Here is a 22855-nt window from a genome sequence, read left to right on the forward strand (position 1 = left end):
GACTTAAAGTCCCTCCCAAACTCCTCAGTTTATCTAAAAAATCAAAAATGTAGTGGCACAAGGAAACCCTTCGCCTACAACAACTTGAAATATAAAACCTTTTTATTTTCTGGTGTCAAAGTCGGGATGATAGAAGACAGCCTGTCGTAAGGACTCCTATTCAAGATCCAGGTTATGTATGTGTTAATAGATCTTTATTAACGATAATAAATGGACGTTAAAATCCATTTTATTAAGAAATAATTTGTCCGTATTATTATTTCCGAGTATGCCGCTTGCGGCATGAATTCTTCTAATGATACGAATGCTCCTTCGGGCAATAAATCCGACATCTCCCAAGTCTCTTCTCGCGCGGGTCTGGTGGGTTTTCTGACTTTTATTTCGCGTTTTTTTGGTCTGGCGCGAGATAGTTTTATTGCCTACCTGCTGGGTACCAAAGAGGCCGCGGATGCCTTCTACGTAGCCTTTCGTATTCCCAATTTACTACGCCGTTTACTGGCCGAAGGAAATCTGACGATTTCCTTCGTGCCAATTTTTACCGAGGCCCTTCGCAAAGATCCTGAAGAAGCCAAAAAGGTGGCCAGTTATACCTTCACGCTTTTGTCCTGCCTACTTTTGGGGATTACCGTGCTGGGTGTGGTGTTTGCCTCCAGTTTTGTCAGTTTTACGGCCATGGGATTTCGCAGTGATCCCGATAAATTTCATCTGACGGTTTTACTCACTCGCATCACCTTTCCTTATATTTTTCTGGTGAGCATCGGTGCACTGGCGATGGGCATCCTCAATTCCCTCAAGCGTTTCGGGGCGCCTGCGGCTGCTCCCATTTTCATGAATCTGGGAATTATCCTGGCGGCCCTTGTGTTGGGAAAAGTAGTCGCTCACCCTTCTATCTCTTTGGCGATTGGAGTCCTCCTCGGTGGTGTTTTACAAATTGCCGTTCAGGTGCCCACGCTTTACCGTTTGGGCTTTTTACCGCGTGTGGCCTGGAACCCTGGTAACGATTACGTCAGACGAATCTTCAAGCTCATGCTTCCGGCCATTTATGGCTCGGCCGTTTATCAGCTGAATATTTTAGCCATTACTTTTATGGCCTCTTTTTTGGGAACCGGAGCGGTGAGTTATTTGTGGTACGCCGATCGTGTGATGGAATTCCCTTTGGGCGTTTTTGCCATCTCTTTTGCTACCGTGATTTTGCCTCAGCTCTCCGAACACGCCGCAGATAAAAATCCGGAACAGTTCAAGTCAACTTTTCTCTCCGGCCTGCGCATGATCTATTTCATCAATATTCCAGCGATGCTGGGACTCCTCTGTTTGTCCAATTTGATTATTTCAGTCTTGTTTCAACATGGTCATTTTAATGCCGATTCTACACGTCAAACGGCCCATGCCCTCATGGGCTTTGCGATCGGCCTGCCTTTTGTTTCGGGCACGCGCATTACCGCCTCCGCTTTTTATGCCCTGCAAGATTCTAAAAGTCCGGTGAGGGCCGCCAATTGGGCGGTGCTCGTCAACATTGGGGTGGGGGCCTTACTGGTGAACTTTTTTGGACATGTGGGTTTAGCCTTGGGGGTGTCCTCAGGTTCTGTTTTTAATTTTTTTGCACACATTTATGATTTTCAAAAAAAGAATGGGCGCCTGGGTTTTGCGCAGGCCTGGCCCACTATTTTAAAAATCATTTGTGCGGCTTTAGTGATGGCCCTGGTTTTAATAAGTGTTGAATATTTTACTTGGGGACTTATCTTTAAGAACAAATTTTCGAAGCTGCTTTCACTCATTTTGTTGATGGGTTTGGGCACCTTTACTTATGCCGTCGCGGCTTATTTGTTGAAGATAGAAGAATTTGAAGTGTTTAAGGGGATTGTGAAGAGAAGGTTGGGGAGAGTATGAAATTTTTAGCAAAATATTTTTTTATTTTATTGATCCTCTTCTTTTCAATATCATCCGTTTTGGCAAACGACGCCCGCTGTCCGGGTGAAAATGAACCGCCACCCCCCATACTCAAAATAGACCAAAGCAGCCTGCTCAAACAATTGGAGCAACTCAAAGACACCCAGGGTCGCGTGCTGTGGACGACGAAGGATGAGAATAAAAAAGAATTAGAAAATATTTTTGAATCCAAACCTCAAAAGACCAAATTGGAACAATTTTTTCAGCTTTTGTTTTTGATACAAAAACAGATTCCGGCTTCTTATTTACCTTTGGAAGTTCAGCCGCCCATCATCACCGAAGTGTTGCTGACTGCCAAAGTATTTACAGAGCCCAGCTTTCCTAAAAAAATCACTTCTGTGACTCTTCGACAAGACGACCCCAATCGTAGCCCACTTTTTAAAGTGCAATTTGGAAATAGCGAGGTGCGATTTCCGCTCAATCAGGGCAGGGGCTTTGCCAGTTGGGATCAAGGCCTGTGTCAGGTGGCCAAGGAGCTGGTGTTTTATCCGGGTTTTTCATTTCGCGTACGAAACAGTCGTCTCAATAATAATTTAGTGGTGGAAAATTTTGATCAGGTAGAAATTTACGGAAATTTTGGCTCTCGCGGATTGTTTGACATTGACCTGAATTATGTGGAGTTACAAAAAGTGGAATTCATTGCCGGCACCGATCAAGGGAAGGTGACGGCCAAGGTGGCTCAAAGAGAATTCAAAGAAAATAAACATTCTGCCTTGTTTAAGTTTGTGGGGTCGATGATTCCGAATACGGCAAAACAGAGGATAGATTGGTGATTACGTATCCAAGAAAGTTCTGTGATGAGTAAAAAATTACCGGTTGATAAAAAACTTTTTCATGAAATAAAATCATTGATTGAAGAAGGTCGTCAGCAGGTAGCTGTGACGGTAAACGCTGCTATGAGCATGCTTTACTGGCGGATAGGTAAACGGATCAATCAAGAGGTCTTACAAGATAAACGGGCTGAATATGGTAAACAGATTGTCGTATCACTGGCACGACAATTAGAGGAGGAGTATGGTAGCGGATGGGGTGAGAAACAATTGAGACATTGTCTCCGTTTTGCCGAGGTTATTCCTGATCAAGAGATTGTATACACACTGTGTAGACAATTGAGTTGGTCTCACCTTAGGATTCTTTTTTTCATAGAAGACCCCCTCAAACGAGCCTTTTATATCGAGATTTGCAAGTTGGAAAAATGGAGTGTGCGCACCTTTCGGGAACGCATAAACTCAATGCTCTATGAGCGCACTGTTATTAGTAAAAAACCAGAAGAAACAATTAAAAATGAGCTCCAGCAACTTGAGAATACTGGAAAAATTACACCAGAGCTTGTTTTTAGAGATCCTTATTTTCTCGACTTTCTCGGCCTCAAAGATACTTACTCCGAAAAAGATTTAGAATCTGCCATTGTAACGGAGTTACAGCGTTTTATTATAGAACTTGGATCCGATTTTGCTTTTTTAGCCCGCCAAAAACGTATCACTGTCGATAATAGGGATTATTACATTGATCTACTTTTTTATCACCGTCGACTCAAATCGCTTGTTGCTATTGATTTAAAAATTACCGAATTTGATGCCGCCTATAAAGGGCAAATGGAGCTTTATCTGGCATGGCTTGAAAAGTATGAAAGTGTAGATGGCGAAAATTCACCCATCGGCTTGATTTTGTGTGCGGGAAAAAATCCAGAACATGTTGAGTTGCTGAGTTTACACAAAAGTAATATTAAAGTAGCAGATTATCTCACCGAGTTGCCTCCTAAAGAATTATTGTTAGACAAACTACACAAAGCGATTGAGATTGCCCAGAACCGACTCGATGCTTTAGAAAAATAGAAATTTTAAAGAGGATTCTATGTCCGAAGAAACTAATATCTACCGTGACCAACGCATCCAAAAAGCCGAAGACATGCGCCAGAAGGGCATTTCTCCGTATCCCAATGATGTGAGTCCCAAACATCTGGCGAAAGATCTTCTTACTGAATACGATCCTAAAACTGTGGAAGAACTGGAAAAAATATCGGAGACTTTTTCGCTCGCAGGTCGGGTAATGGCGCTGCGCTCCTTTGGAAAAGCCGCCTTCATTCAACTGCAAGACCGTAGCGGACGTTTTCAGATCTTCATACAAAAAGGCACGGTGAGTGATGCGGAGTTTGAGCTTTTTAAGACCTTGGACATTGGGGATTTTATTTTTGTATCGGGGCATTTGTTTCGCACCAAAACCAATGAACTGACGCTGAAGGCCCATCAGTTTCGTCTGACGGTAAAATCCCTGCGGGCCCTCCCCGAAAAATGGCATGGTCTGACCGACGTCGAAACCCGCTATCGTCAGCGCTATGTGGATTTGATGGTGAATGAAGAAGTCAAAAACACCTTTGTGACCCGCTCCAAGATCATTCAATTTATCCGCCAGTTTTTTGTAAAACGTGAGTTTCTGGAAGTCGAAACGCCCATGATGCATCCCATCCCGGGCGGCGCCGCGGCACGTCCTTTTGTGACGCACCATAATACCTTGGATGTTCAATTGTATCTGCGTATTGCGCCTGAGCTTTATCTCAAAAGATTAGTGGTCGGTGGGCTTGAAAGAGTTTTTGAAATCAATCGAAATTTCAGAAACGAAGGCATTTCTATTCAGCATAATCCTGAATTTACCATGATTGAATTTTATCAGGCCTATGCCACCTATAACGATTTGATGGAGCTCAGCGAGGAGTTATTAAACGGAGTCGTTTTGGAGGTTCTGGGCAAAGAAGAGTTTGATTATCAGGGAACCCCTATTTCTTTCAAAAAACCTTTTCGAAAGGTTAAATTTTTGGATTCCTTAAAAGAAATTGGAGGGGTGTCGGACGAGGTGATTGCGTCTCGCGAAGCCGCTCTGGTCTTGGCGAATCAGTTGCAAATTAAATTGAAATACGAAGACGAGCAGCACCTGGCCATACTCACCGAAATTTTTGACAAACTGGTTCAACCCAAGTTGATTCAACCCACTTTTATTACGCATTATCCCACGGCCATTTCCCCGCTCTCGCGCAGAAATGATCAAGAGCCCAATTTTGTCGATCGCTTTGAACTCTTTATTTATGGTCGAGAATTAGCCAATGCTTTTTCGGAGCTCAATGATCCCATCGATCAAAAAGAACGTTTCACGAAACAGGTGGAATGTCGCGATAAGGGGGATGATGAGGCCATGTTTTTGGATGAAGATTTTATTCGAGCCCTCGAATACGGCATGCCTCCTACGGCAGGGCAGGGAATCGGCATTGATCGCTTGGTGATGTTGCTGACGAATCAGCCTTCCATTCGGGATGTGATTTTGTTTCCACAATTGAGGGCAGAGAAGTAATTTGATTTTTCACCCTCACCCTAACCCTCTCCCTCTCCCTCAAGGGAGAGGGGACTTTCTATATGTCCCTCCTCACTCAAATCGCCACTCGCTACCTCAGTGGAACTCATAAGGGCTTTCGTCTTAATTTATTGGCCACAGTTTCATTTTTATCCGTGGCCTTGGGGGTGTTTGCGCTGGTATTCGTCCAATCGGTGATGGGGGGCTTTGGGCAGGATTTGCAAGGCAAGATTTTGAGATTGTCGCATCCTCTTATTCTCAACCCTCAAAATCCTTCGCTTTATTCTTCTCTGAAAGCTCCTTCGATTTCTCCAGATAAAAACATAAAAAAAATATATCCCTTTTTTGAAACTGAAGTGATTTTAAGAACGGCCGACAATGCTTCGCAAGGGATCAAACTCAAGGCGGTGGGGGCGGAGCATATCGAGGAGAAGATCCATGTGGAGTATAGCCATGAGGCCTCTCAAAAAGATTTTTCTCCTTCGGATGAAAATTATCCTGGTATTGTAATAGGTTCAGAACTCGCTCGTCGCCTCAATGTGCTTCCTGAATTGAATGAAGAACTGGAACTGATTTATCCCTTTGGAGAAGTGGATCCCAGCGGTGAGATGCGTCCCAAGACCCGACGTTTTCGGGTGATCGGAACTTTTAAGACCGGCTATCTCGATTACGATCAAAAATATGCCCTGGTCGCCTTAGATCAAGGCAGACGTTTAGTCCCCTCCGCTGAGGTTCCCTATCAGTGGGCCTTGGAACTTGAAGATTTCTGGCAGTCGGAGGCATTGGCTCAAAGTCTTAACGCTCAATTGCAAGGCAACTATGTTGCAGAAACCTGGGCAAATAAAAACGCCAGACTTTTTTCTGCCTTGAAGCTTGAGCGTAAAGTAATGTTTGCGGTGCTTGTGCTCATGATCGTTATTGCGAGCTTTAATTTATTGACGCTCACTCTCATGCTCTCCGCCCAGCGAGCCCGTGAGATTGCGCTCTTAAAAGTTTTGGGTTTGAGACAAAGACAAGTGGAATGGTTGTTTGGGCAGATGGGTTTGGTAGTAGGTTTTTTCGGAGGGGCTTTGGGTTTGTTGCTGTCGCTTGCGGCCCAATTTTATTTAACCAAACATCCCTTTCCTTTGCCGGCTGCTTATTATCTTGAAAGTTTACCTCTGCAATTAGATCCTTTTTTTATGTTGCTAGTTTGGGTCTTGGCTATTGGCCTGGCTTTTTTTTCCTCCTGGTTTCCGGCTCGGAAAATAAGAGGGATGAAGGAGGCGGTTTTGTTGAAAGAGCAGGATTGAATTCAAAAATTACCTATGCCCCTCACCCTCCAACTCATCTTCAGACCCCTCTTCTCCAAGCGCAAGGCCCTCATCGGCTCACTTGCCTGGATTGTAATTTTGGGTCTGGTCTTAGGCGTGCTTGCTCAAAGTACGGCGGTGTCGATTTTGAGTGGATTTGAAAAGGTATTTCAGCAATCGATTTTAGCCTTTAATGCACATCTGGTTTTAATGAAAGATTCGGAGCTCTCCGAAAATGGGGTAGTCTTTAAAGACCTCGAGAAATTAAAAGAGGCATCCCAAATAAAATCCATTGCTCCTTTCATTTATCGAGAGGCCTTGTTGGCTTATCATTCCAAAATTAAAGGAGTGGCGATCAAGGGCACTCCAATTCAATCGCTGAGCGGAGTTTATTCTCTTCAAATTTCTTTATTGCCTAATGCAATGAGCGTAAGCGAGTTGGAAAAAAATGAAAGGATTGTCCCCGTGCTTTTAGGAAAGGCCTTATTTGAAGAGTTAAAAATCAATCCTCAAGATCCTGTTATTTCTTTGCTCTCTCCCAAGGCCGATTTGGAAAATATCTCCTCGAGTAAAAATTTCGAACGCTTTAAAGTCATCGGAACTTTTAGTTCTGGCCTTTATGAATTTGACTCCCATTTTGTTTTTTTATCGCTGGCGAATGCGCAACAATTCTATGGTCTGGCGGGTTTGGTGAGCGGTTTTGAAATGCAATTGAACGATTTCAAACAAGCTAAAAGTTTGGCTATCCAGCTGAAAGAAAAGCTGGGTCTTGGCTATGAAGCAGTTTCCTGGGATGTATTGAACGCCGATATTTTTGATTCCCTTAAAACTGAAAAAGGGATGTTTTTTTTAATGATGGGACTGATTGTGCTGATTGCGAGTTTCAATTTGGTGGGTTTGGTGGCGGTGCTTTTCAGCGAACAAAAGCATGATTTTGCGACCTTGAGTGTCTTGGGCTTGAGTGCTCTGCGTCTGAAGTTCTTGGTGGTGGCTCAATGTTTTTTTCTCTCACTCACCGGAGTCTCTTTCGGTCTGCTCTTGAGTGCCACCTTGGCCTTTGCGCTCAATCATTTTCACTGGATTCGCCTGGCCCAGGAAGTTTATCTGATTTCGGAACTTCCCTTGGAATTTAAGCCCACTTATGCCTTGGCCGTATTGCTGTATGCCTTGGCTTTAAGTTTGATCATGAGTTTGGCTGCGAGTTTAAGAACAAATACCCAAGAAGTTTTATTTCGGAAGTGAGGTCTTGTGCCTGCGTTACTAGAAGCAAAAAAAATCTCCAAATTTTTTCAAAAAGAAGGACGCCAACTCCACATTTTGACGGATGTGAATCTTGAATTGAATCTGGGTGAAGAGTTGGTGTTGTGGGGGGCTTCCGGTTCTGGGAAAACCACCTTGCTGCACCTACTAGGCGGTCTTGAAAAACCCAGTGAAGGCGAGGTTTTTTTCGAGGGCCAAAATTTATCCTTGATGTGTGACAAAGAACGGGCTCAGTTTCGAAATCGAAACCTGGGTTTTGTGTTTCAGTCTCACCATTTGCTGCCCTTGTTCACGGCCTTGGAAAATGTGAGAATACCTCTTCAAATCGCTGGAAAATCAAACGATGAAGCGACTGAGCAAGCGAAGGATATTTTACAGAAAGTAGGATTAGAACAGCGCTTCAATCATTATCCCGATGAACTTTCTGGTGGAGAGCAGCAGCGCGTTGCCATTGCACGTGCCTTAATCCATCATCCCAAGTTAATTCTTGCCGATGAACCCACGGGTAATCTAGATAGCGAAAATTCTAAAATAGTGTTTGATCTACTGCTAAAAATGAATGAGGAGCAACACTCGGCTTTAATTGTGGTGACGCACAACCCTTTGCTTGCAGAGCGTATGGGTCGCCGCTTAACGATTCAGGATGGACATGTTTATTCAAAGTAAAAAATTCTGGCTTATGATTTCCTTGATTTGGGTGCTTTCCCAAGGTGGAAAGCTCTGGGCCGCCCAGACTGTTGTGGAACTTGATTTGGAAGGGAATTCAAAAGTGGAGTCCGCCTCCATTCTCAAACAACTTCGCATCCAGAAGGGGCAGGCTTTTTCCGAAGATCGCGCTCATGAAGATTTGAAGAAGATTTACGGCATGGGCGTGTTTTCTGAGGCGGAGGTGGAGAAGAAAGAAGTCTCTGGTGGTGTAAAAATTATTTACCGCGTCAAAGAAAATCCCCTCGTTTCAAAAATCACCTTCGAAGGAAATAAAGACCTTTCATCCACCAAGATCTTGGAGGTGGTGACGCAAAAATCCCTTCAGCCTCTCAACGAAAAAAAGGTAGGCGAGACCAAAGAGAAAATTAAAGAACTCTATACCAAAGAAGGAATGGGCTTTGCTCTCATTGAAGCCGAAATAAAGCCAGACACCAGCCAGAAGAACGAGGTAGAACTTCACTTTAGGCTTTCTGAAAATAAAAAGATGAAGGTGAAAAAAATTAGCTTTAGTGGAAACTCCGTTTTTTCAGAACGCAAGTTGAGGTCGTTGATGAAAACCAAGAAGAAAGGCATCCTTTCCTTCTTGAGTGGTTCCGGAAAATACAAGGAAGAAATGGTGGAGCGCGATGTTGCCTTTCTCGCCTATCAATACCTGAATACCGGTTATTTGAAGGTTCAGGTGGAAAAACCCGAAATTATTCCCTTGGGCGGGAAAAAAGGTGGAATCGAATTGCATTTCAATATTACCGAAGGAAATCGCTATAGGGTAAGGGATATCAAACTGCAGGGAGATGTCTTGACTACCCCCGATGAACTTCTCGGAAAATTTGATAAAGTGAAGGGGACTTATTATTGCCAAAAGGTGATTGAAGACGATTTACAAAAACTCACCGAGCTCTACGGCAACCAGGGCTATGCCTTCGCCAATATCCGTCCCAAGCCGCTGCCCATTGAGGAAAGCAAAGAAGTGGATTTGGAGTTGGATGTTGATAAGGGTGAAAAACTGAGCGTTGAGAGGGTCAATATTACCGGCAATACCATTACTCGTGACAAGGTCATCCGCCGCGAACTTAAGGTGACAGAAAATAGTCTTTACAATGAATCGCTTGTGAAGGAATCCAAAAAACGCCTGGAAGCCCTCGGATATTTTGAAACCGTCGATTTTTCTACTCCCAAAGGTTCTGGTGAAGACAAACTTAATCTGAATATCAATGTGAAAGAAAAACCCACCGGAACTTTTTCCATTGGCGCGGGCTATAGTTCTGCGGAGAGTTTTATGCTCACAGGCTCCATCTCCAAACAGAATTTTATGGGTTTTGGAATCAGCGGTGCGGTGAATGCCGAATTTTCAAAACTTCGCCAGTTGTTTACCGTGCAGATGTTGGATCCCTATTTTTTAGACACCCGCTGGATGTTGAGCAGCAGTGCCTCTAAAATGCTTGTGCGTTACACCGATTTTGACCGGGATTCTTATGGAGGAGAGCTTCGCTTGGGGCATCACCTTTTTGACAATTCATCGGTGTCGTTGGGTTATAAAATTGAAGAAGTAAGTGTTAATAATTTTTCGGCCATTGTGCCCGATTTCTTTCGTCAAAATGCCTCGGGTCTTACCTCCAGTTTGTTATTTAGTTTAGATCGTGATACGCGAAACAACCGTATCACAGCCACCAAAGGATCTTACAATTTGCTGACCCTCGAATATGCTGGAGTAGGCGGCGATAACAAATTCCTGAGGGTGGATGCGAATTCTCGCTGGTTCTTGCCGGCGTTTCCCAAGAAGACAGTTTTGAAGGCGAATGCACGCATCGGGTATATTAAATCGCTGGATGATAAGCCTGTCCCCTTGTTTGAGCGCTATTTTACAGGGGGGATCAACTCGCTTCGGGGTTTTGATCCCCGTTCTGTCGGTCCCAGTTTGATGATTCCCCTTTCTCCGACTGGAGGGGATGAAACTTTTGTGTATGGGGGAAATAAATCATTGCTCTTTAATCTGGAATACGAGTTTCCCATTTACGATGGCGCAGGGTTTAAGGGTGTCGTCTTTCTCGATGCGGGGAATACCTTTGCGGAAAATGAAAATTACAGCTTGAAAAACTTGCGTACCGATTGGGGAGTAGGGTTCCGTTGGATTTCACCTTTTGGTCCTCTGCGCTTCGAATGGGGTTTCCCTTTTAACCGCAAAGAGAACGAAAAAAGTAAGGTCTTTAATTTTACGATCGGAACTTTTTTTTAATTTTTCTTTTAACTTGTTTTATCAAATTGGTTTTGTTTAATGCGTAAACTTAGGTGAAAATAATATTATAAGGAGATGAGTATGAAAAAGCTTTTTATAGCTTCGGTGATGGTTCTAACTCTAAGCTTTGGGGCTTCGCTCAAAGCCCAAGAAAAGATTGGCTTGGTGGATATCCAGAAGGCACTCAATGAAGTGGAAGAGGGAAAGTCCGCGAAGGCCCGCTTGAAGGGCGAGTTTGATCAAAAACAGAAGTCACTGGATGCCCTTCAAAATGACCTCAAAAACATGAAAGACAATCTCGATAAGCAAAAAGTGGCTTTGAGTCAGGATGCCATGAAACAAAAAGAAAATGAATATCGAGATAAATTTGTGGAGCTTCAGAAAAAATTAGCCGAATTTCGGGGTGAGCTTCAGCAAAAGGAAGCCCAATATACGGGAGACATTATCAATCGCCTGAAGCAAGTGGTGCAAGAAGTTGGGGCCAAAGATAAATTCACCCTCATTTTTGAAAAGGCCCAGGAGAGCGTCTTGTATGCACCCAATGCAACCGATTTAACCCCTCAGGTTATCGCCGCGTTCAATTCCAAACCCAAGGGGAAATAGATGAATGTTTCGAATACCCTTCTTGAAATTTTGGCATGTCCTAAATGCCAAGGAAGGCTTTCCTTTGAGGCTAAAGAAGAAGGTGTGGTTTGTGCGCCTTGCTCACTTTTTTATCCCGTAGAAAATGGAAAGCTTCAGCTTGTGGAAGAGGAAGCTCTTGAAATGAGGCAAGGAGTGCCTTGTCGTAATGCAGACAAAGCTAAATCTCCTCTGGCTTATTTTTACATTGAAGAAGGACCAAACCAGGGCGAAGTGGTTCAACTGCAAGCTGGGCATTGCAAAGCCATAGGGCGTAGCATTGATGATTTAAATAGTACTCAAATTTTTTCTACTGAGCCTACTGTCCCTTTGGACGACTTTACCAAAAAGCTGGTTTTGAATTATCTGGCCAAAAAAAGGACTAAAATTGCGGCATCTCCAGCGGCTTCCTCAAAATCTGTAGAATCGAAATCAGAAGGTTTGGGGTCCTTTAAACGGGATGCCGATTTGGTGCTGAATGATCCTGCCATTTCTCGTCTACACGCCATGCTATTTAATGACGAATCGGGTGCGGGAGTTCTGGATTTGGTCTCTAGAAATGGAACTTATGTGAACGGTCAAGAAGTAGAATCCAAGAGTCTGCAAGAAGGGGATGTGGTGGATGTGGGGTCGACTAAGATCTGTTTTAGTTTAAAGAAGGTACGCTAATCTATGCGCAGTATGACCGGTTATGGGACAGGAGACTTCGAATGGAAGAAGAAAAAAATCCATTTGGAAGTCAAGACAGTCAACCATCGTTTTTGTGAGGTGAATCTCCGCATTCCGCCTCGTTATTCTATCTTGGAACTTGAACTTCAGGATTTCTCAAAGAAGAATTTTGAACGGGGTCGAATTGATATTTTTATCCGAGAACAAAATGCCAGTTCGGTTAAAAAAATTATTGTCGACGAAGATCAGCTGCAGCGCTATTTGAAGATGATTCAGCAGCTCTCAAAAAAGTATGGTTTGTCCAAGGAGGTTCCTGCGGAAAGATTTTTTTCCTTCCCCGGGGTGGTGAGTGTTGAAGAAGAGCCGGAAACTGAAATTTCCCTCTTGCTTCCGGAGTTGAAAAAGAATTTGGAAAAGGTATTCCAAAAAGTAAAAAAACTGCGTGAAAAAGAAGGGGAAGGAATTAAAAAAGATTTTTTTAATCGATTGGACTTTATCGAAAAAAATATCCTTGCAGTTGAGAAACAAATTCCGGGGGTGATTTCCTTGTACAAGACGCGTCTTCAGGAGCGGATTGAGAAGATGCTGAAGAATTCCGTTGAGGAGTCACGCCTTGCCCAGGAAGTGGCTTATTTTGTAGATCGTAGCGATACCTCAGAGGAGATCCAACGTTTAAAAAGTCATATTTCCCATTTTAGGGAAGTTTTTAAAGAAAAAGATGCCATCGGTCGAAAGCTGGATTTTATTCTCCAGGAAATACATCGGGAGTTGAATACCCTGGGTTCCAAAGCCCAAGATAGCGAGATTTCCAGGTGGATTGTCGCTTCCAAGCATGAACTCGAGAAAATGCGGGAGCAGGTACAGAATGTGGAGTGATTATTTTTTGCAATTCGAGCGCCTCAAATCGTAAAACCAAATCCAACTGGTAATCAATACCAAACCCTTTCACAAATCTTCTCCACCGATTCACTCTGATTCAAAATGTAAAAATGAAGTCCCGGTGCGCTTTGGCCCATCAGCTCTAGAGCCTGGTTCGTAGCATGTTGAATGCCATAACTCTTCACGGCTTGGGGGTTAGATTGAATTTCTTCCAGATCTTTTTTTGTGGATTTAGGAATTTTTGCGCCACACATTCCGGTAAATTTTTGAATTTGGGTGTAATTGGTGACGGGCATGAGTCCGGGAAGGATACGACAAGTGATTTGCTTGCTTCGGCAGAGGCGGGCGAATTGAAAGTAATCCGCATTATCAAAAAATAATTGAGTGATGATGAAATCTGCACCCGCGTTGACCTTGCTTCTCAGATGGTCCAAATCTTCTTCTAAGCTACAAGCTTCGATATGTTTTTCAGGGTATCCGGCAACCCCAATACTGAAATAATCTTTGGTTTGTTCACGCACAAAGGCAACGAGTTCACTGGCATGATGAAAGCCGTTTTTCGGTGCGATGAATGTTTTGCTGCCTTGAACGGGATCACCCCGCAAACAAAGGATATTCCGAATGTTGCGCCTTTGCAGGTCTTCTAAAGATTTTAAAATTTCATCTTTTGCACTACTCACGCAGGTAAGATGGGCCACGCCATGAGTGCCTAAATTCTTATTAATTCTTTCGACAATATCAAAGGTCTTTCCCGTTTCACTTCCCATAGCCCCCATGGTGACCGAAATAAAAGTAGGATTAAATTTTTGCAATTTTTCCAAATGAACAAAAAGGTTTTTTTCTCCTTCTGCGGTTTTGGGAGGAAAAATTTCGAAGGAGAGGGTTCTCGTGCTATCTTGGAGTATTTGTCGGAGTTGCATTGATAATTCCCCCTCTTAAGCTAAGAGGGGGTCAGGGGGCGTTATGGCTCTTGGATGCAAAGTGACCATAACCCCTCCTAACCTCCCCTTAGCTTAAGGGGAGGGATATTCTAATACGGATAATATCCCGCGATTTTTGCCACCCCTAGGGCGACTTTTTCTAGACCTAAAACTCTAAACATCAAAATGGTTCCCTGGGGATGACCTCCCTGAAAAGGAAGCCAGGCCCAGGCTACAAAGTGAAAGGTAATCAAACAGGAAGCAGCATAGAGAGTTTTGGGGTACTTACTCAAGATTTTTTTAAGACTACTAAAATAAGTAGCACAGAAATTTTGCCACAATCTTAAAAAGCATAAACCCAAGCCATGAGCCAGGCCCCAAATCACAAAGGCCGTGGTGGTATCGTGCCACATCCCACAAAAGAAAAAGGTGAAAATGTAGTTTAAATATTGTCTTTTATTTTTCCCCCCCAGGGGCTCGTACACATATTCACTCAAGATAGAAGAAAGAGACCTGTGCCAATTTCTCCAAAAGTGGGCGAGATTTTTTTGAAAATAGGGGTAGTTGTAATTTTCACAAAGCGGCATCCCTATGGTGCTTGAAATGCTGATATTGATGTCATTGGCGCCTGAAGAGACGAGATAGAAGGTGAGGGCGTTCAAATAAAAAATCTTCACGACCAGCCAATAATTCAAGCTTAAGGCGTGACTCCAATAGCTGGCATAATCCAGGTTTAACAGTTTTACGCTGATCACAATTTTGAGTAAACCGATCCCAAAACGCAGGAAATAACTTCGTTGCCAGTTCATGCTCCATTTTTTTCCCTCAAAAAATGGAAAAGCATAAAAGCGTTGGATGCGTTCAATAGGGCCTCCCATGAGAGAGGGAAAGAAAAAGACATACAGTAGAAAATTGCCCAGCTTTTTGTTTTCGATTTTTCCTCTTTTCCAATCGACACTCACATGCAGGATACGCCAAATGAGGTAAGAGAGTCCCAAGGATTGAACACTATCTCTGGGAAGATGCAGCCCCAGATGGCTGGCATTCATCAATAAAAAATAAAGAGAAAAACTTAAGGCCGGAATAATTTTTAAATAAAGACCACGCCTGTTTTCGGGCAGGGTATCCATCTTTCTGAGAAAGAAATACCAAAATAAGACATACAAAAAGATACAGAGTAAAACCTGAGGTCCTAACACATGGAGGGCCAATGCAAGGCTGAGGGCGAAAAGAATAATTTTTCTTTTTTTGGGAAAAAGAGAAAATAGAACAAAGCAAAGACACAAAAAAAAGACCAAGACGAGTACACTGCCGCCCATGCCTCCTCCCAAGTAGGAGGCAAAGAATTGAAAAATGTGGTCGAGAGTGGCAGTGAAGTGTTCTTTCAACGTTTATTTTCCTGCAATAGAACACTAGAGAGTGTTAGTGTTTTTTTTTGAAGAAGCTCTTTTCGCAGACGGTAAGTTTTGAAGAGGGCTTCAAAGACAATTTTCTTACTCATTTTGGATTTTCCATCTTCACGATCTACAAAAATGAAGGGGATTTCCTTGAAATGAAAACCCTTTTGAAGGGCGCGAGTGGTCATTTCAATTTGAAAAGAATAGCCATTGGCCTGGATGGGGCAACTGAGCAAATATTCCAATACGGGTCGACGAAAGGCCTTAAAGCCACCGGTTAAATCGTGCACGGGAGATTTTAAAACCAGTCGCGCATAAAGATTCCCACCCCGGCTTATGATTTGACGGAGAACTCCCCAGTTCTGGGTCCCGCCATTTTTGATGTAACGAGAAGGCAATACAAAATCGACCTGGGCTAATTCTTTGATCATGAGCGGAAGGAGAGAAGGTGGATGAGAAAAATCGGCATCCATCTGGATGATGATTTCAGCGCCCAGCTCCAAGACACGTTTGAAGCCCGCCAAATAAGCTCGACCCAGGCCTTCTTTTTTTAGGCGATGCAATACAAAAATTTGTTCGGGTTTTTCGCTGGCAAGTTGATCTGCAATTTTCCCTGTGCCATCGGGCGAATTGTCGTCTACGATGAGTAAATGAGTGTGCGGTAAATGATAAAAAATGGCTTCCACGATCTTCTGAAGATTTTCAATTTCGTTGTAGGTAGGAAGCACGACAAAGGTTTTAGACATAGGGGGTGCTTTTTTCTTTATTTTTTAAGAAAAGTAAAGATAAAGATTCTACCTCACCCTAACCCTCTCCTACACTAGGAGAGGGCCGGGGTGAGGTATTACAAAGGAGTCCACATGCTAGCCTGCCTCGACCTCGAAGGAGTACTCATCCCCGAAATCTGGATCGAGTTTTCCAAAAAAACAAATATTCCCGAGCTTTCGCTCACCACTCGCGACGTGCCTGACTATGATGTGTTGATGAAAAGACGTCTGAAGCTTTTGGACGAGCACAAACTGACGCTCAGAGAAATTCAGGAAGTGATTGGATCTTTAAGCCCTCTCGAAGGTGCAGCGGATTTTCTCAATTGGCTTCGAACTGAATTTCAGGTGATTATCCTCTCCGACACCTATTACGAATTTGCTTTTCCTTTGATGAAACAACTGGGTTTCCCCACTCTGTTTTGTCATTCTTTAGAACTCGATGAACGGCAAAAAATAGTGAATTACAAATTGAGACTCACCGATCAAAAAACAAAAGCCGTCAAAGGCCTGCAAGATCTCAATTTTAAGGTCATCGCTTCTGGGGACTCCTACAACGATACGGGGATGCTCAAACAAGCCGATGCGGGGATTTTATTTTGTCCTCCAGAAAACGTGATCAAAGAGTTTCCACAATTTCCAGTGGCCAGGAATTATGAGGAGATGAAGCATTTATTTTTGGAGAAGAAGAGGGATTTAGCGGTTTAGGATAATGACTTGATTTCGACTAAGCAATGATGTGAACATTCTTTCTTGAAAAAGACTTCAGCTTTTCTTTGAGACCGCCAAGCCCCTCAGCACGCGTCTTCTGGATAATACTTAAATAGAAATCATTAACGTAAAGTTCCAAGCCGGAATGCTTTTTTCTCCAAGCTTCATTGAGATCTTTTGCAAAACCTTCCGGAAAATTGCCTTCGGGATAAACATTCTGTTTTCTTCGAACCATATGTACATAAACCGTATAACGGTTTTTGGTGATGCTTCGAAAAAGAGTATTCCGTAAATTCTTTTGAAGATTTAAAAAATCCGGATCACTGGTTTCAAAAGGAAGACCTCCAATCTTTAAGATTTGGATGAGATCGCCAGATTTAGTGAGAAGTGTATTCTCATCGTAATGGCAGGCGTAGGGAATAAAGTCAGCGCCTCTGGCTTCTGCTTGCGCGACTTTCTGAAGAGCAGGACGTTTGGGCTTCAGCTTCAGATTAAAAAGCATCGTAGCTGTTCGCGCCCCAAAATCTCTTGTTTTTACATTTTGTGCAGTGTTTTGCATAAGTAAACCAAAGGTCAAAAATTCGTGCGTCCGTTAAACATGCGATATATCCAAGCCCGTGAAGCAGAGGCAGCAAGAGGATCAGCGGTAAAAACGAGTTCAGAGCCAAAAATAAAATCGTGTTGATCAAACCGTTAATCACGAAAAAAGACTGCGTAACTCCTAGGAACATCGTTGGTCTTGTCAGCTCCAAAGACTACGGCAATAGCGACGACAATCTCCAAAGCTCTCCTCCAAGCAATTCGTCCCAAGAAGGCTGCAAAACCGAATCCCACCACCGCTAAAATAGCGATGTAGCGCACGGTGCTTCCGGTCACATAATCAACGATGGTTTTGAGGGTGCCTTCCCAAGCGGACATGAGCAGACATGAACCGACAGCACAGATTATTTTTTTCTATGTAACATCTTTTTGGATCTGTTCTGGATCCAATTTACTTGCGATTTTTTCCATAAATGAGGGTGCTTGGATGGGACCACGTCCCGCCGCTATCTTCTCAAAGCCAGGCAGAAAGCCTGACTTCAGCCGGTGTTCACGTTCAACCACGACTCTCTTTCTCCCGCCCGTTCCATCAGGATCTTGGCTTCGTGGAGATAATCATGTGCGTGATGGTAGGCTTTCGCCTTGCGCGCATCCAAAATGACTAACGCTTGGCTCACATACAGACGGGCCGACTGACTTGGAAATTGTTTTGCAATAGATTTGGCAACGTCAATGGCCGTTGAGTAAAACAATTTTTTGAGATCTGCATTCTGGGTGCGATCAATGCGGCAAATAAGAAGGTCGGTTTTCCCGATTTCGTGAAAGGCCTCGATGGCATGCCGAAGATCAGCCTTTTCAAATAGGAGCATGGCCTTGTTTGCGAGCTCAATCTTGTCAGCTTTTGCAGCACACTCCAGGACGTCCTTGAAATAATGAATCGAGGGACATTGTTCGAATTTTTCCCAAGCATCCTTGACAGCATCACTGCGTTTGCCTGTTTTTATCATCAATTTTCGTCGAAGTCTTACAAGTTCATATTCATGATGGTTTTGTCCCGCATGGCACTTCAACCCGCGTTCGACCCACTCCAAGGCCTGCTCCGCTTGCTTCCGGCTACTGAAGGCGGTAGCAAGGGCTAGGCAATCTTCCGGGGTAAATCCATATCGTTCCCCGATTTCGATCAGAGCACTTGTGTTGTTTGTCGAAATCAGGAGTTTTTTGAGGGTAACAAGACTGTGTCGGTGTTGAGATAAAAGCTTGCTTCGCTCTGGTCCTGGCGTCTCATCCGACGCTTGCTCTTGGAGCCGTTGCTCCAGAGTATCACGCAACGCAGAACGATACTCCGAACTCAAGGCCGGAATAATACTTACTTCCAGATCATGGCAGAACCCGATATCGTCGGCCTTCATCCAATGCGCAATTTTCCGGAGAAACTCGGGTGCTTTCATTTTGGAAGCGGAACAACAGCGCACCCACGATTGAAACAAGGCATCAAGAAACATCGCCAGCTCAGCACCCGAATCGTCCACCTCGTTGCCTTTGACAAGACAACCGGCTATAAAGACCTCGAAATATTCGAGTGCCTCACATGGATTTGTTTTGGCGAATGCAACGAGATCCCTATGGATGTCTTCAAGTTTGCTGACAAAGTCGAAGCCTTTATTCCAGGCAACAAAGTGACCCAGATCTAAGGCGTTACTGATCCGCTCATTCCAAGAGCTGTGGGATGATTTCATTGGCAGAAACTCCTATTTGCTTTCTTATTTACCTTTTTTATTTTACCCATGATTTGTCCTGTTATAGACACAAATAAATTGTCTGATAAATCAAATTTCGGAGTTTTTGAATGTCTTTAAGCCCCTGCCAACAAAGTGCACTGAAACTACTGAATGAAAATCAAAAGAACTTTTTTCTCACAGGACAAGCAGGCACCGGAAAAAGTTTTTTGATCCGCAATTTTTTAAAAAACAAGGATAGAAAAGTCTTTCCTATTGTCGCCAGCACAGGCGCAGCGGCAGTACTCGTGGGAGGCCGCACTTTCCACAGTTTTTTTGGCTTGGGCATTATGGAAGGGGGCGTTGAAAAAACGATCGCACGTGCCCTGGCCAACAAACGCATTGCCAAAAGACTTCGCAAGATTGACGGTTTTGTTCTAGATGAAGTCTCGATGATTTCCGGACCGGCACTTCGCGCCGCAGAAAATATTTGCAGCACGGCACGAAAAAGCAAACTCCCCTGGGGAGGGGCCCAAGTGATTGCCGTGGGCGATTTTGCCCAATTGCCTCCCATCAATCGTTTTAGCGAACAAAAAGAATGGGCTTTTTTGGATGAGACCTGGAACAAATCCAAATTCATTTCCTTAAATTTAAAAAGCATCATGCGCTCTCAAGACCAGACTTTTACAAAAGTTTTAAATCTGATTCGCGAAGGAAAAATCGACGAAGAGGTTCGTGCTTATCTCAATACAAAAATTATCGTCGAGCATGATCCACAAAAAATAACGAATACCACCCACCTGTTTCCCCATCGGGAAACGGTGGAAAAATTCAACCTTCGGAAACTTTCCGAAATCAACAAGCCTCTCAAGGAAATCACCACCCTTTATACAGGTGAGGACAAGGCTCTTGAACAAATCAAAAGAAACGCTCCCATCCCTGACGTACTGCAAATCAAAGAGTCTGCCCTCGTGATGATTCGTCAAAATGATACCCACTTTGAATATGTCAATGGTTCCCTCGGAACGATTACTAAAATCACCGAGGAGACGATTAAAATTAAACTTAAAAATGGAAATGAAGTAGAATTGGAGAAAGCTGTCTTTTCTCTTTTAGATGCCGAAGGAGAAGTCATTGCCACCGCGAATAATTTTCCTATCACCCTGGCCTACGCCACCACGATTCACAAAGCACAAGGGGCCACACTCGATGAATTGGTTTGTGATTTAAGAAAGCTTTGGGAAGCAGGACAAGCCTATGTTGCCTTGAGCCGCCTGCGAAAGGGAGAAGGCCTCAAGCTGATCGGATGGGATGAGGATTCTTTTCATGTAGATGAGCAGGTTTTGGAGTTTTATAGAAATTTGGATTAGAAATGGGATTCGTTAGATTCATTAAAATTATTTAGAATGAAATTATAAAAAATGAACTTATGGCAAAACAAAAATCCAATTCTAAAACAGATATTCTTCAAACTCTTGTATCGCATGTTGAGAGAAACCACCTCGAAAAACTAATTTTTAAATTGGCTAAAAAAGATCCAGAAACAAAAAGAGAATGTCTCGAATTTCTAAAAAAACATGCGAAGCCCGGCAATGAACCTCAAACAGAAAGTGAAATTATTTTTACGATTTGGAATGAATTGGAACCTGATTTAAGTGATTTGGATGAGTATGGAGGTGGAGACTATGGGCTTGTCGATCAGGTGGATGAACTCCTCTACGAGCTTGCAGACAGATTGAAAAAGAACAAAATTTCTCAAAAAGACCGTAGCCGATTGCTAGACGAAGTTTTTCATTACATCAAAAGTGGAAATGCAGGAATGGATGATACGCTCTACGATGTGGCTTATGCTTCATGCCACGACGCACAAGACTGGCGAGAGCTTGCAAAACGTTTTGAAGAATTGGGTGATGATTGGCCCCTGGGTCATGCACGAGATATTTATAGAAAAATAGGAGATCATGAAAAATATCTTTCCCTGCGTTTAAAACAGATGAAGCATGGTGGAGACTATCATGATCTCGCGACCTTTTATTGGGAAAATGGAGAAAAGGAAAAAGCCATTCAACTTGCTCGTGAAGGTCTGGAGAAGGGAGAAGGTCGCAAAGATGAGCTTCGTGCTTTTCTTTCTGCTCGGGTAAAAACAAAAAATCGCAAAGAGTATTTAGATTTGCAATTTGATCAGGCAATGGATCCTCTATCACTGAAAAGTTATGTGGGTTTTAAAAATATTTGCAAAGAAGAGGAATGGAATATTTATGAGCCCAAGTTCTTAAGTGCTTTAGACAAGGCCTGGGATGAAGAAAGACTCAAAATTTACCTGCACCGAAAAGAGTATGACCAAGCCATTCAGCTTTTTGAAAAAAAACGATACCCACTAAAAACCTACGATGGGGGAACTTTCCTCAAAGTGGCCACTCAACTGGAAGAAAAATATCCAGAAAAAATCCTGAGATTTTATCAGTCTGGATTAGGAAATTTGAATAGTAATCATGAGCGATCTGTTTATGCCGATCAGGCACAAGTAGCCCTGAAAATTAGAAACCTATGGATAAATGTTATCAAGAAACCAGATCAATGGAAAACTTTTGCCAAAGAAATCAAAGTGAATAATTTGAATAAACCTGCTTTTCAGCAGGAGTTTGCAAAGATGATTCCTGATTGGAAGGAGATTTAAAATGGATAGTCTCTTGTCAGATAATGGAGCAATGCGAATCGATCGAAGATTGTTTTGAAGTTGCCACAGTAGATGCGTACGGAGAATACGAGCAAGCGAGTAGCTGGCTCACTTGCATTGAAGAAATGTTTGGAAAATTTGATCGGGTACAAGTTTTGGAACAAGAAGTAGGCCTAGAAGGCTTTGATTTGGCAAATGAAACTATAGTTGTTGCTCTTTGTCGGCAAGGCAATAAGAAAACAAAAATCCCACTCGAATCCGTCCATTTTCAAAAATTATCACCCAAAGAATCACTTTGGATGGATGCTTGGAAAAATAAGACGAAAAAAACTTTGTTGTGACCCTTCAATAAATTTCATAAAGCCTATCTCATCCGTATGCCTTCTGAAATTGAACACCTCAAAACACAATTAAAAATCGCCTTGGCCGAATGCGAACATCTACGTACCGAAAATAAAGTACTGCGTGCACAATTTCAAAAACCTGTTGAAACTCCGTCGATCAAAATTGAGGACGATTTTATTTCCGGGAAGACTTTTCAAGCAAATGAAAAGACTTCTTTATCTCTTGAACAAAAAGTTTTCCTTTTTCGCTCTCTTTTTCGAGGTCGTGAAGATGTCTATGCCCTTCGCTGGGAAGGTAAAGAAGGAAAGAAAGGCTATTCACCCGCTTGTGTTCATGATTGGAATTGTCCTTCCTGTTCTCACAATCGTAAGATGCGTGCTCGCTGCGAGAATCGAAAATTCATCGCGCTTACCGATGAAGCCATTCACGATCACCTCTCTGGAAAACACACCGTGGGGCTGTATCCTCTCCTGATCGATGAAAGCTGTTATTTTTTGGCAGCCGACTTCGATAAGGAAAATTGGTTGGAGGATACGAAGTCATTTATCCAAGTCTGCAAGGAGCATGAAATCGATTGTCTTCTGGAACGCTCGCGATCTGGCAAAGGCGGTCATATTTGGATTTTTTTTGAGAATCCTATTGCAGCGTCACTCGTCAGACGCCTTGGAAGTTTTCTACTGACAAAAACAATGGAGAAGCGACATCAAGTAGTGCGAAATCGCAAGACAGGGACCCAGTGATCCGCAAGGATAGGGACCCACTCGGAGCGTAGCGACGGATCTTATTTTTTCTTTTTATAGGTGGGTCCCTATCGATGCAATTTGTTTTTTTCTGG

General features: G+C 43.2%; 23 protein-coding genes. 16 read left to right on the top strand and 7 right to left on the bottom strand.

The features are described 5' to 3' along the window. Nucleotides 1-282: 282 nt before the first annotated feature. The 11 genes from murJ (at nt 283) to HQM15_10475 (ending at nt 12948) form a co-directional block, all read left to right on the top strand. Nucleotides 283-1887 (top strand): murein biosynthesis integral membrane protein MurJ, encoded by a 1605-nt coding sequence (gene murJ / locus HQM15_10425; protein ID MBF0493180.1) that lies wholly within the window; start codon nt 283-285, stop codon nt 1885-1887. Further along, nucleotides 1884-2720, top strand: coding sequence for a hypothetical protein (locus HQM15_10430; GenBank protein ID MBF0493181.1), 837 nt, complete (start codon nt 1884-1886; stop codon nt 2718-2720). Before murJ ends, HQM15_10430 begins: the two co-directional genes overlap by 4 nt. Before the next feature lie 24 nt (nt 2721-2744). After that, a complete protein-coding gene (locus HQM15_10435; GenBank protein MBF0493182.1) occupies nt 2745-3782 on the top strand; it encodes a DUF1016 family protein in 1038 nt (345 codons plus the stop codon). A gap of 19 nt (nt 3783-3801) precedes the next feature. Next, entirely contained in the window at nt 3802-5289 is a 1488-nt protein-coding gene (gene lysS, locus HQM15_10440; GenBank protein ID MBF0493183.1) for a lysine--tRNA ligase, read from the top strand. A 62-nt stretch (nt 5290-5351) separates the two neighbouring features. Beyond that, nucleotides 5352-6581 carry an ABC transporter permease gene (locus HQM15_10445; GenBank protein MBF0493184.1) on the top strand — a complete coding sequence of 410 codons (1230 nt, stop codon included), beginning with the start codon at nt 5352-5354 and terminating at the stop codon, nt 6579-6581. A gap of 15 nt (nt 6582-6596) precedes the next feature. After that, on the top strand, nt 6597-7823 hold the full coding sequence (locus tag HQM15_10450) for an ABC transporter permease (GenBank protein MBF0493185.1): 1227 nt from the start codon (nt 6597-6599) through the stop codon (nt 7821-7823). 6 nt (nt 7824-7829) lie between these two features. After that, nucleotides 7830-8507 (top strand): ABC transporter ATP-binding protein, encoded by a 678-nt coding sequence (locus tag HQM15_10455; protein MBF0493186.1) that lies wholly within the window; start codon nt 7830-7832, stop codon nt 8505-8507. A 13-nt stretch (nt 8508-8520) separates the two neighbouring features. Beyond that, on the top strand, nt 8521-10782 hold the full coding sequence (gene bamA, locus HQM15_10460) for an outer membrane protein assembly factor BamA (protein MBF0493187.1): 2262 nt from the start codon (nt 8521-8523) through the stop codon (nt 10780-10782). Nucleotides 10783-10863: 81 nt separating this feature from the next. Beyond that, complete coding sequence (locus HQM15_10465) at nt 10864-11385, top strand: OmpH family outer membrane protein (protein MBF0493188.1); 522 nt, start codon at nt 10864-10866, stop codon at nt 11383-11385. Continuing rightward, nucleotides 11386-12072 carry an FHA domain-containing protein gene (locus HQM15_10470; GenBank protein MBF0493189.1) on the top strand — a complete coding sequence of 229 codons (687 nt, stop codon included), beginning with the start codon at nt 11386-11388 and terminating at the stop codon, nt 12070-12072. Between the two features lie 3 nt (nt 12073-12075). Continuing rightward, a complete protein-coding gene (locus tag HQM15_10475; GenBank protein ID MBF0493190.1) occupies nt 12076-12948 on the top strand; it encodes a YicC family protein in 873 nt (290 codons plus the stop codon). 53 nt (nt 12949-13001) lie between these two features. Here the strand turns inward: HQM15_10475 and metF are convergent, their stop codons facing one another. From metF to HQM15_10490, 3 genes are all read right to left on the bottom strand, one after another. Further along, on the bottom strand, nt 13002-13871 hold the full coding sequence (gene metF / locus HQM15_10480; GenBank protein MBF0493191.1) for a methylenetetrahydrofolate reductase [NAD(P)H]: 870 nt from the start codon (nt 13869-13871) through the stop codon (nt 13002-13004). Between the two features lie 110 nt (nt 13872-13981). Next, complete coding sequence (locus HQM15_10485) at nt 13982-15259, bottom strand: hypothetical protein (protein MBF0493192.1); 1278 nt, start codon at nt 15257-15259, stop codon at nt 13982-13984. Next, nucleotides 15256-16014 carry a polyprenol monophosphomannose synthase gene (locus HQM15_10490; protein MBF0493193.1) on the bottom strand — a complete coding sequence of 253 codons (759 nt, stop codon included), beginning with the start codon at nt 16012-16014 and terminating at the stop codon, nt 15256-15258. Before HQM15_10490 ends, HQM15_10485 begins: the two co-directional genes overlap by 4 nt. A 114-nt stretch (nt 16015-16128) precedes the next feature. On the opposite strand from HQM15_10490, the gene thrH reads away from it, so the two are divergent. Beyond that, on the top strand, nt 16129-16740 hold the full coding sequence (gene thrH / locus HQM15_10495; protein ID MBF0493194.1) for a bifunctional phosphoserine phosphatase/homoserine phosphotransferase ThrH: 612 nt from the start codon (nt 16129-16131) through the stop codon (nt 16738-16740). 19 nt (nt 16741-16759) lie between these two features. Here thrH and HQM15_10500 read toward each other — a convergent pair whose 3' ends face one another. The 4 genes from HQM15_10500 to HQM15_10515 form a co-directional block, all read right to left on the bottom strand. Then, the gene (locus HQM15_10500; protein MBF0493195.1) at nt 16760-17302 is read right to left on the bottom strand and encodes a hypothetical protein; all 543 of its coding nucleotides are present in this window, start codon (nt 17300-17302) and stop codon (nt 16760-16762) included. Continuing rightward, the gene (locus HQM15_10505; protein ID MBF0493196.1) at nt 17235-17474 is read right to left on the bottom strand and encodes a VirB3 family type IV secretion system protein; all 240 of its coding nucleotides are present in this window, start codon (nt 17472-17474) and stop codon (nt 17235-17237) included. Before HQM15_10505 ends, HQM15_10500 begins: the two co-directional genes overlap by 68 nt. Beyond that, the gene (locus HQM15_10510) at nt 17437-17661 is read right to left on the bottom strand and encodes a TrbC/VirB2 family protein (protein ID MBF0493197.1); all 225 of its coding nucleotides are present in this window, start codon (nt 17659-17661) and stop codon (nt 17437-17439) included. The genes HQM15_10505 and HQM15_10510 overlap by 38 nt, the downstream gene beginning before the upstream one ends. 161 nt (nt 17662-17822) lie before the next feature. Then, on the bottom strand, nt 17823-19019 hold the full coding sequence (locus HQM15_10515) for a hypothetical protein (protein MBF0493198.1): 1197 nt from the start codon (nt 19017-19019) through the stop codon (nt 17823-17825). Nucleotides 19020-19129: 110 nt separating this feature from the next. Here HQM15_10515 and HQM15_10520 point away from each other — a divergent pair, with 110 nt between their 5' ends. The 4 genes from HQM15_10520 to HQM15_10535 are packed head-to-tail and all read left to right on the top strand — an operon-like array spanning nt 19130 to nt 22760. Continuing rightward, nucleotides 19130-20368: an AAA family ATPase gene (locus HQM15_10520; protein ID MBF0493199.1), complete on the top strand. Its 1239-nt coding sequence runs from the start codon at nt 19130-19132 to the stop codon at nt 20366-20368. Nucleotides 20369-20427: 59 nt separating this feature from the next. Continuing rightward, nucleotides 20428-21675, top strand: coding sequence for a hypothetical protein (locus HQM15_10525; protein ID MBF0493200.1), 1248 nt, complete (start codon nt 20428-20430; stop codon nt 21673-21675). A gap of 23 nt (nt 21676-21698) precedes the next feature. After that, nucleotides 21699-22016 carry a hypothetical protein gene (locus HQM15_10530; GenBank protein MBF0493201.1) on the top strand — a complete coding sequence of 106 codons (318 nt, stop codon included), beginning with the start codon at nt 21699-21701 and terminating at the stop codon, nt 22014-22016. 36 nt (nt 22017-22052) lie between these two features. Next, on the top strand, nt 22053-22760 hold the full coding sequence (locus HQM15_10535; GenBank protein MBF0493202.1) for a hypothetical protein: 708 nt from the start codon (nt 22053-22055) through the stop codon (nt 22758-22760). Nucleotides 22761-22855: the final 95 nt, after the last annotated feature.

The sequence above is a fragment of the Deltaproteobacteria bacterium genome, assembly GCA_015233135.1.
Lineage (GTDB): Bacteria > UBA10199 > UBA10199 > JADFYH01 > JADFYH01 > JADFYH01.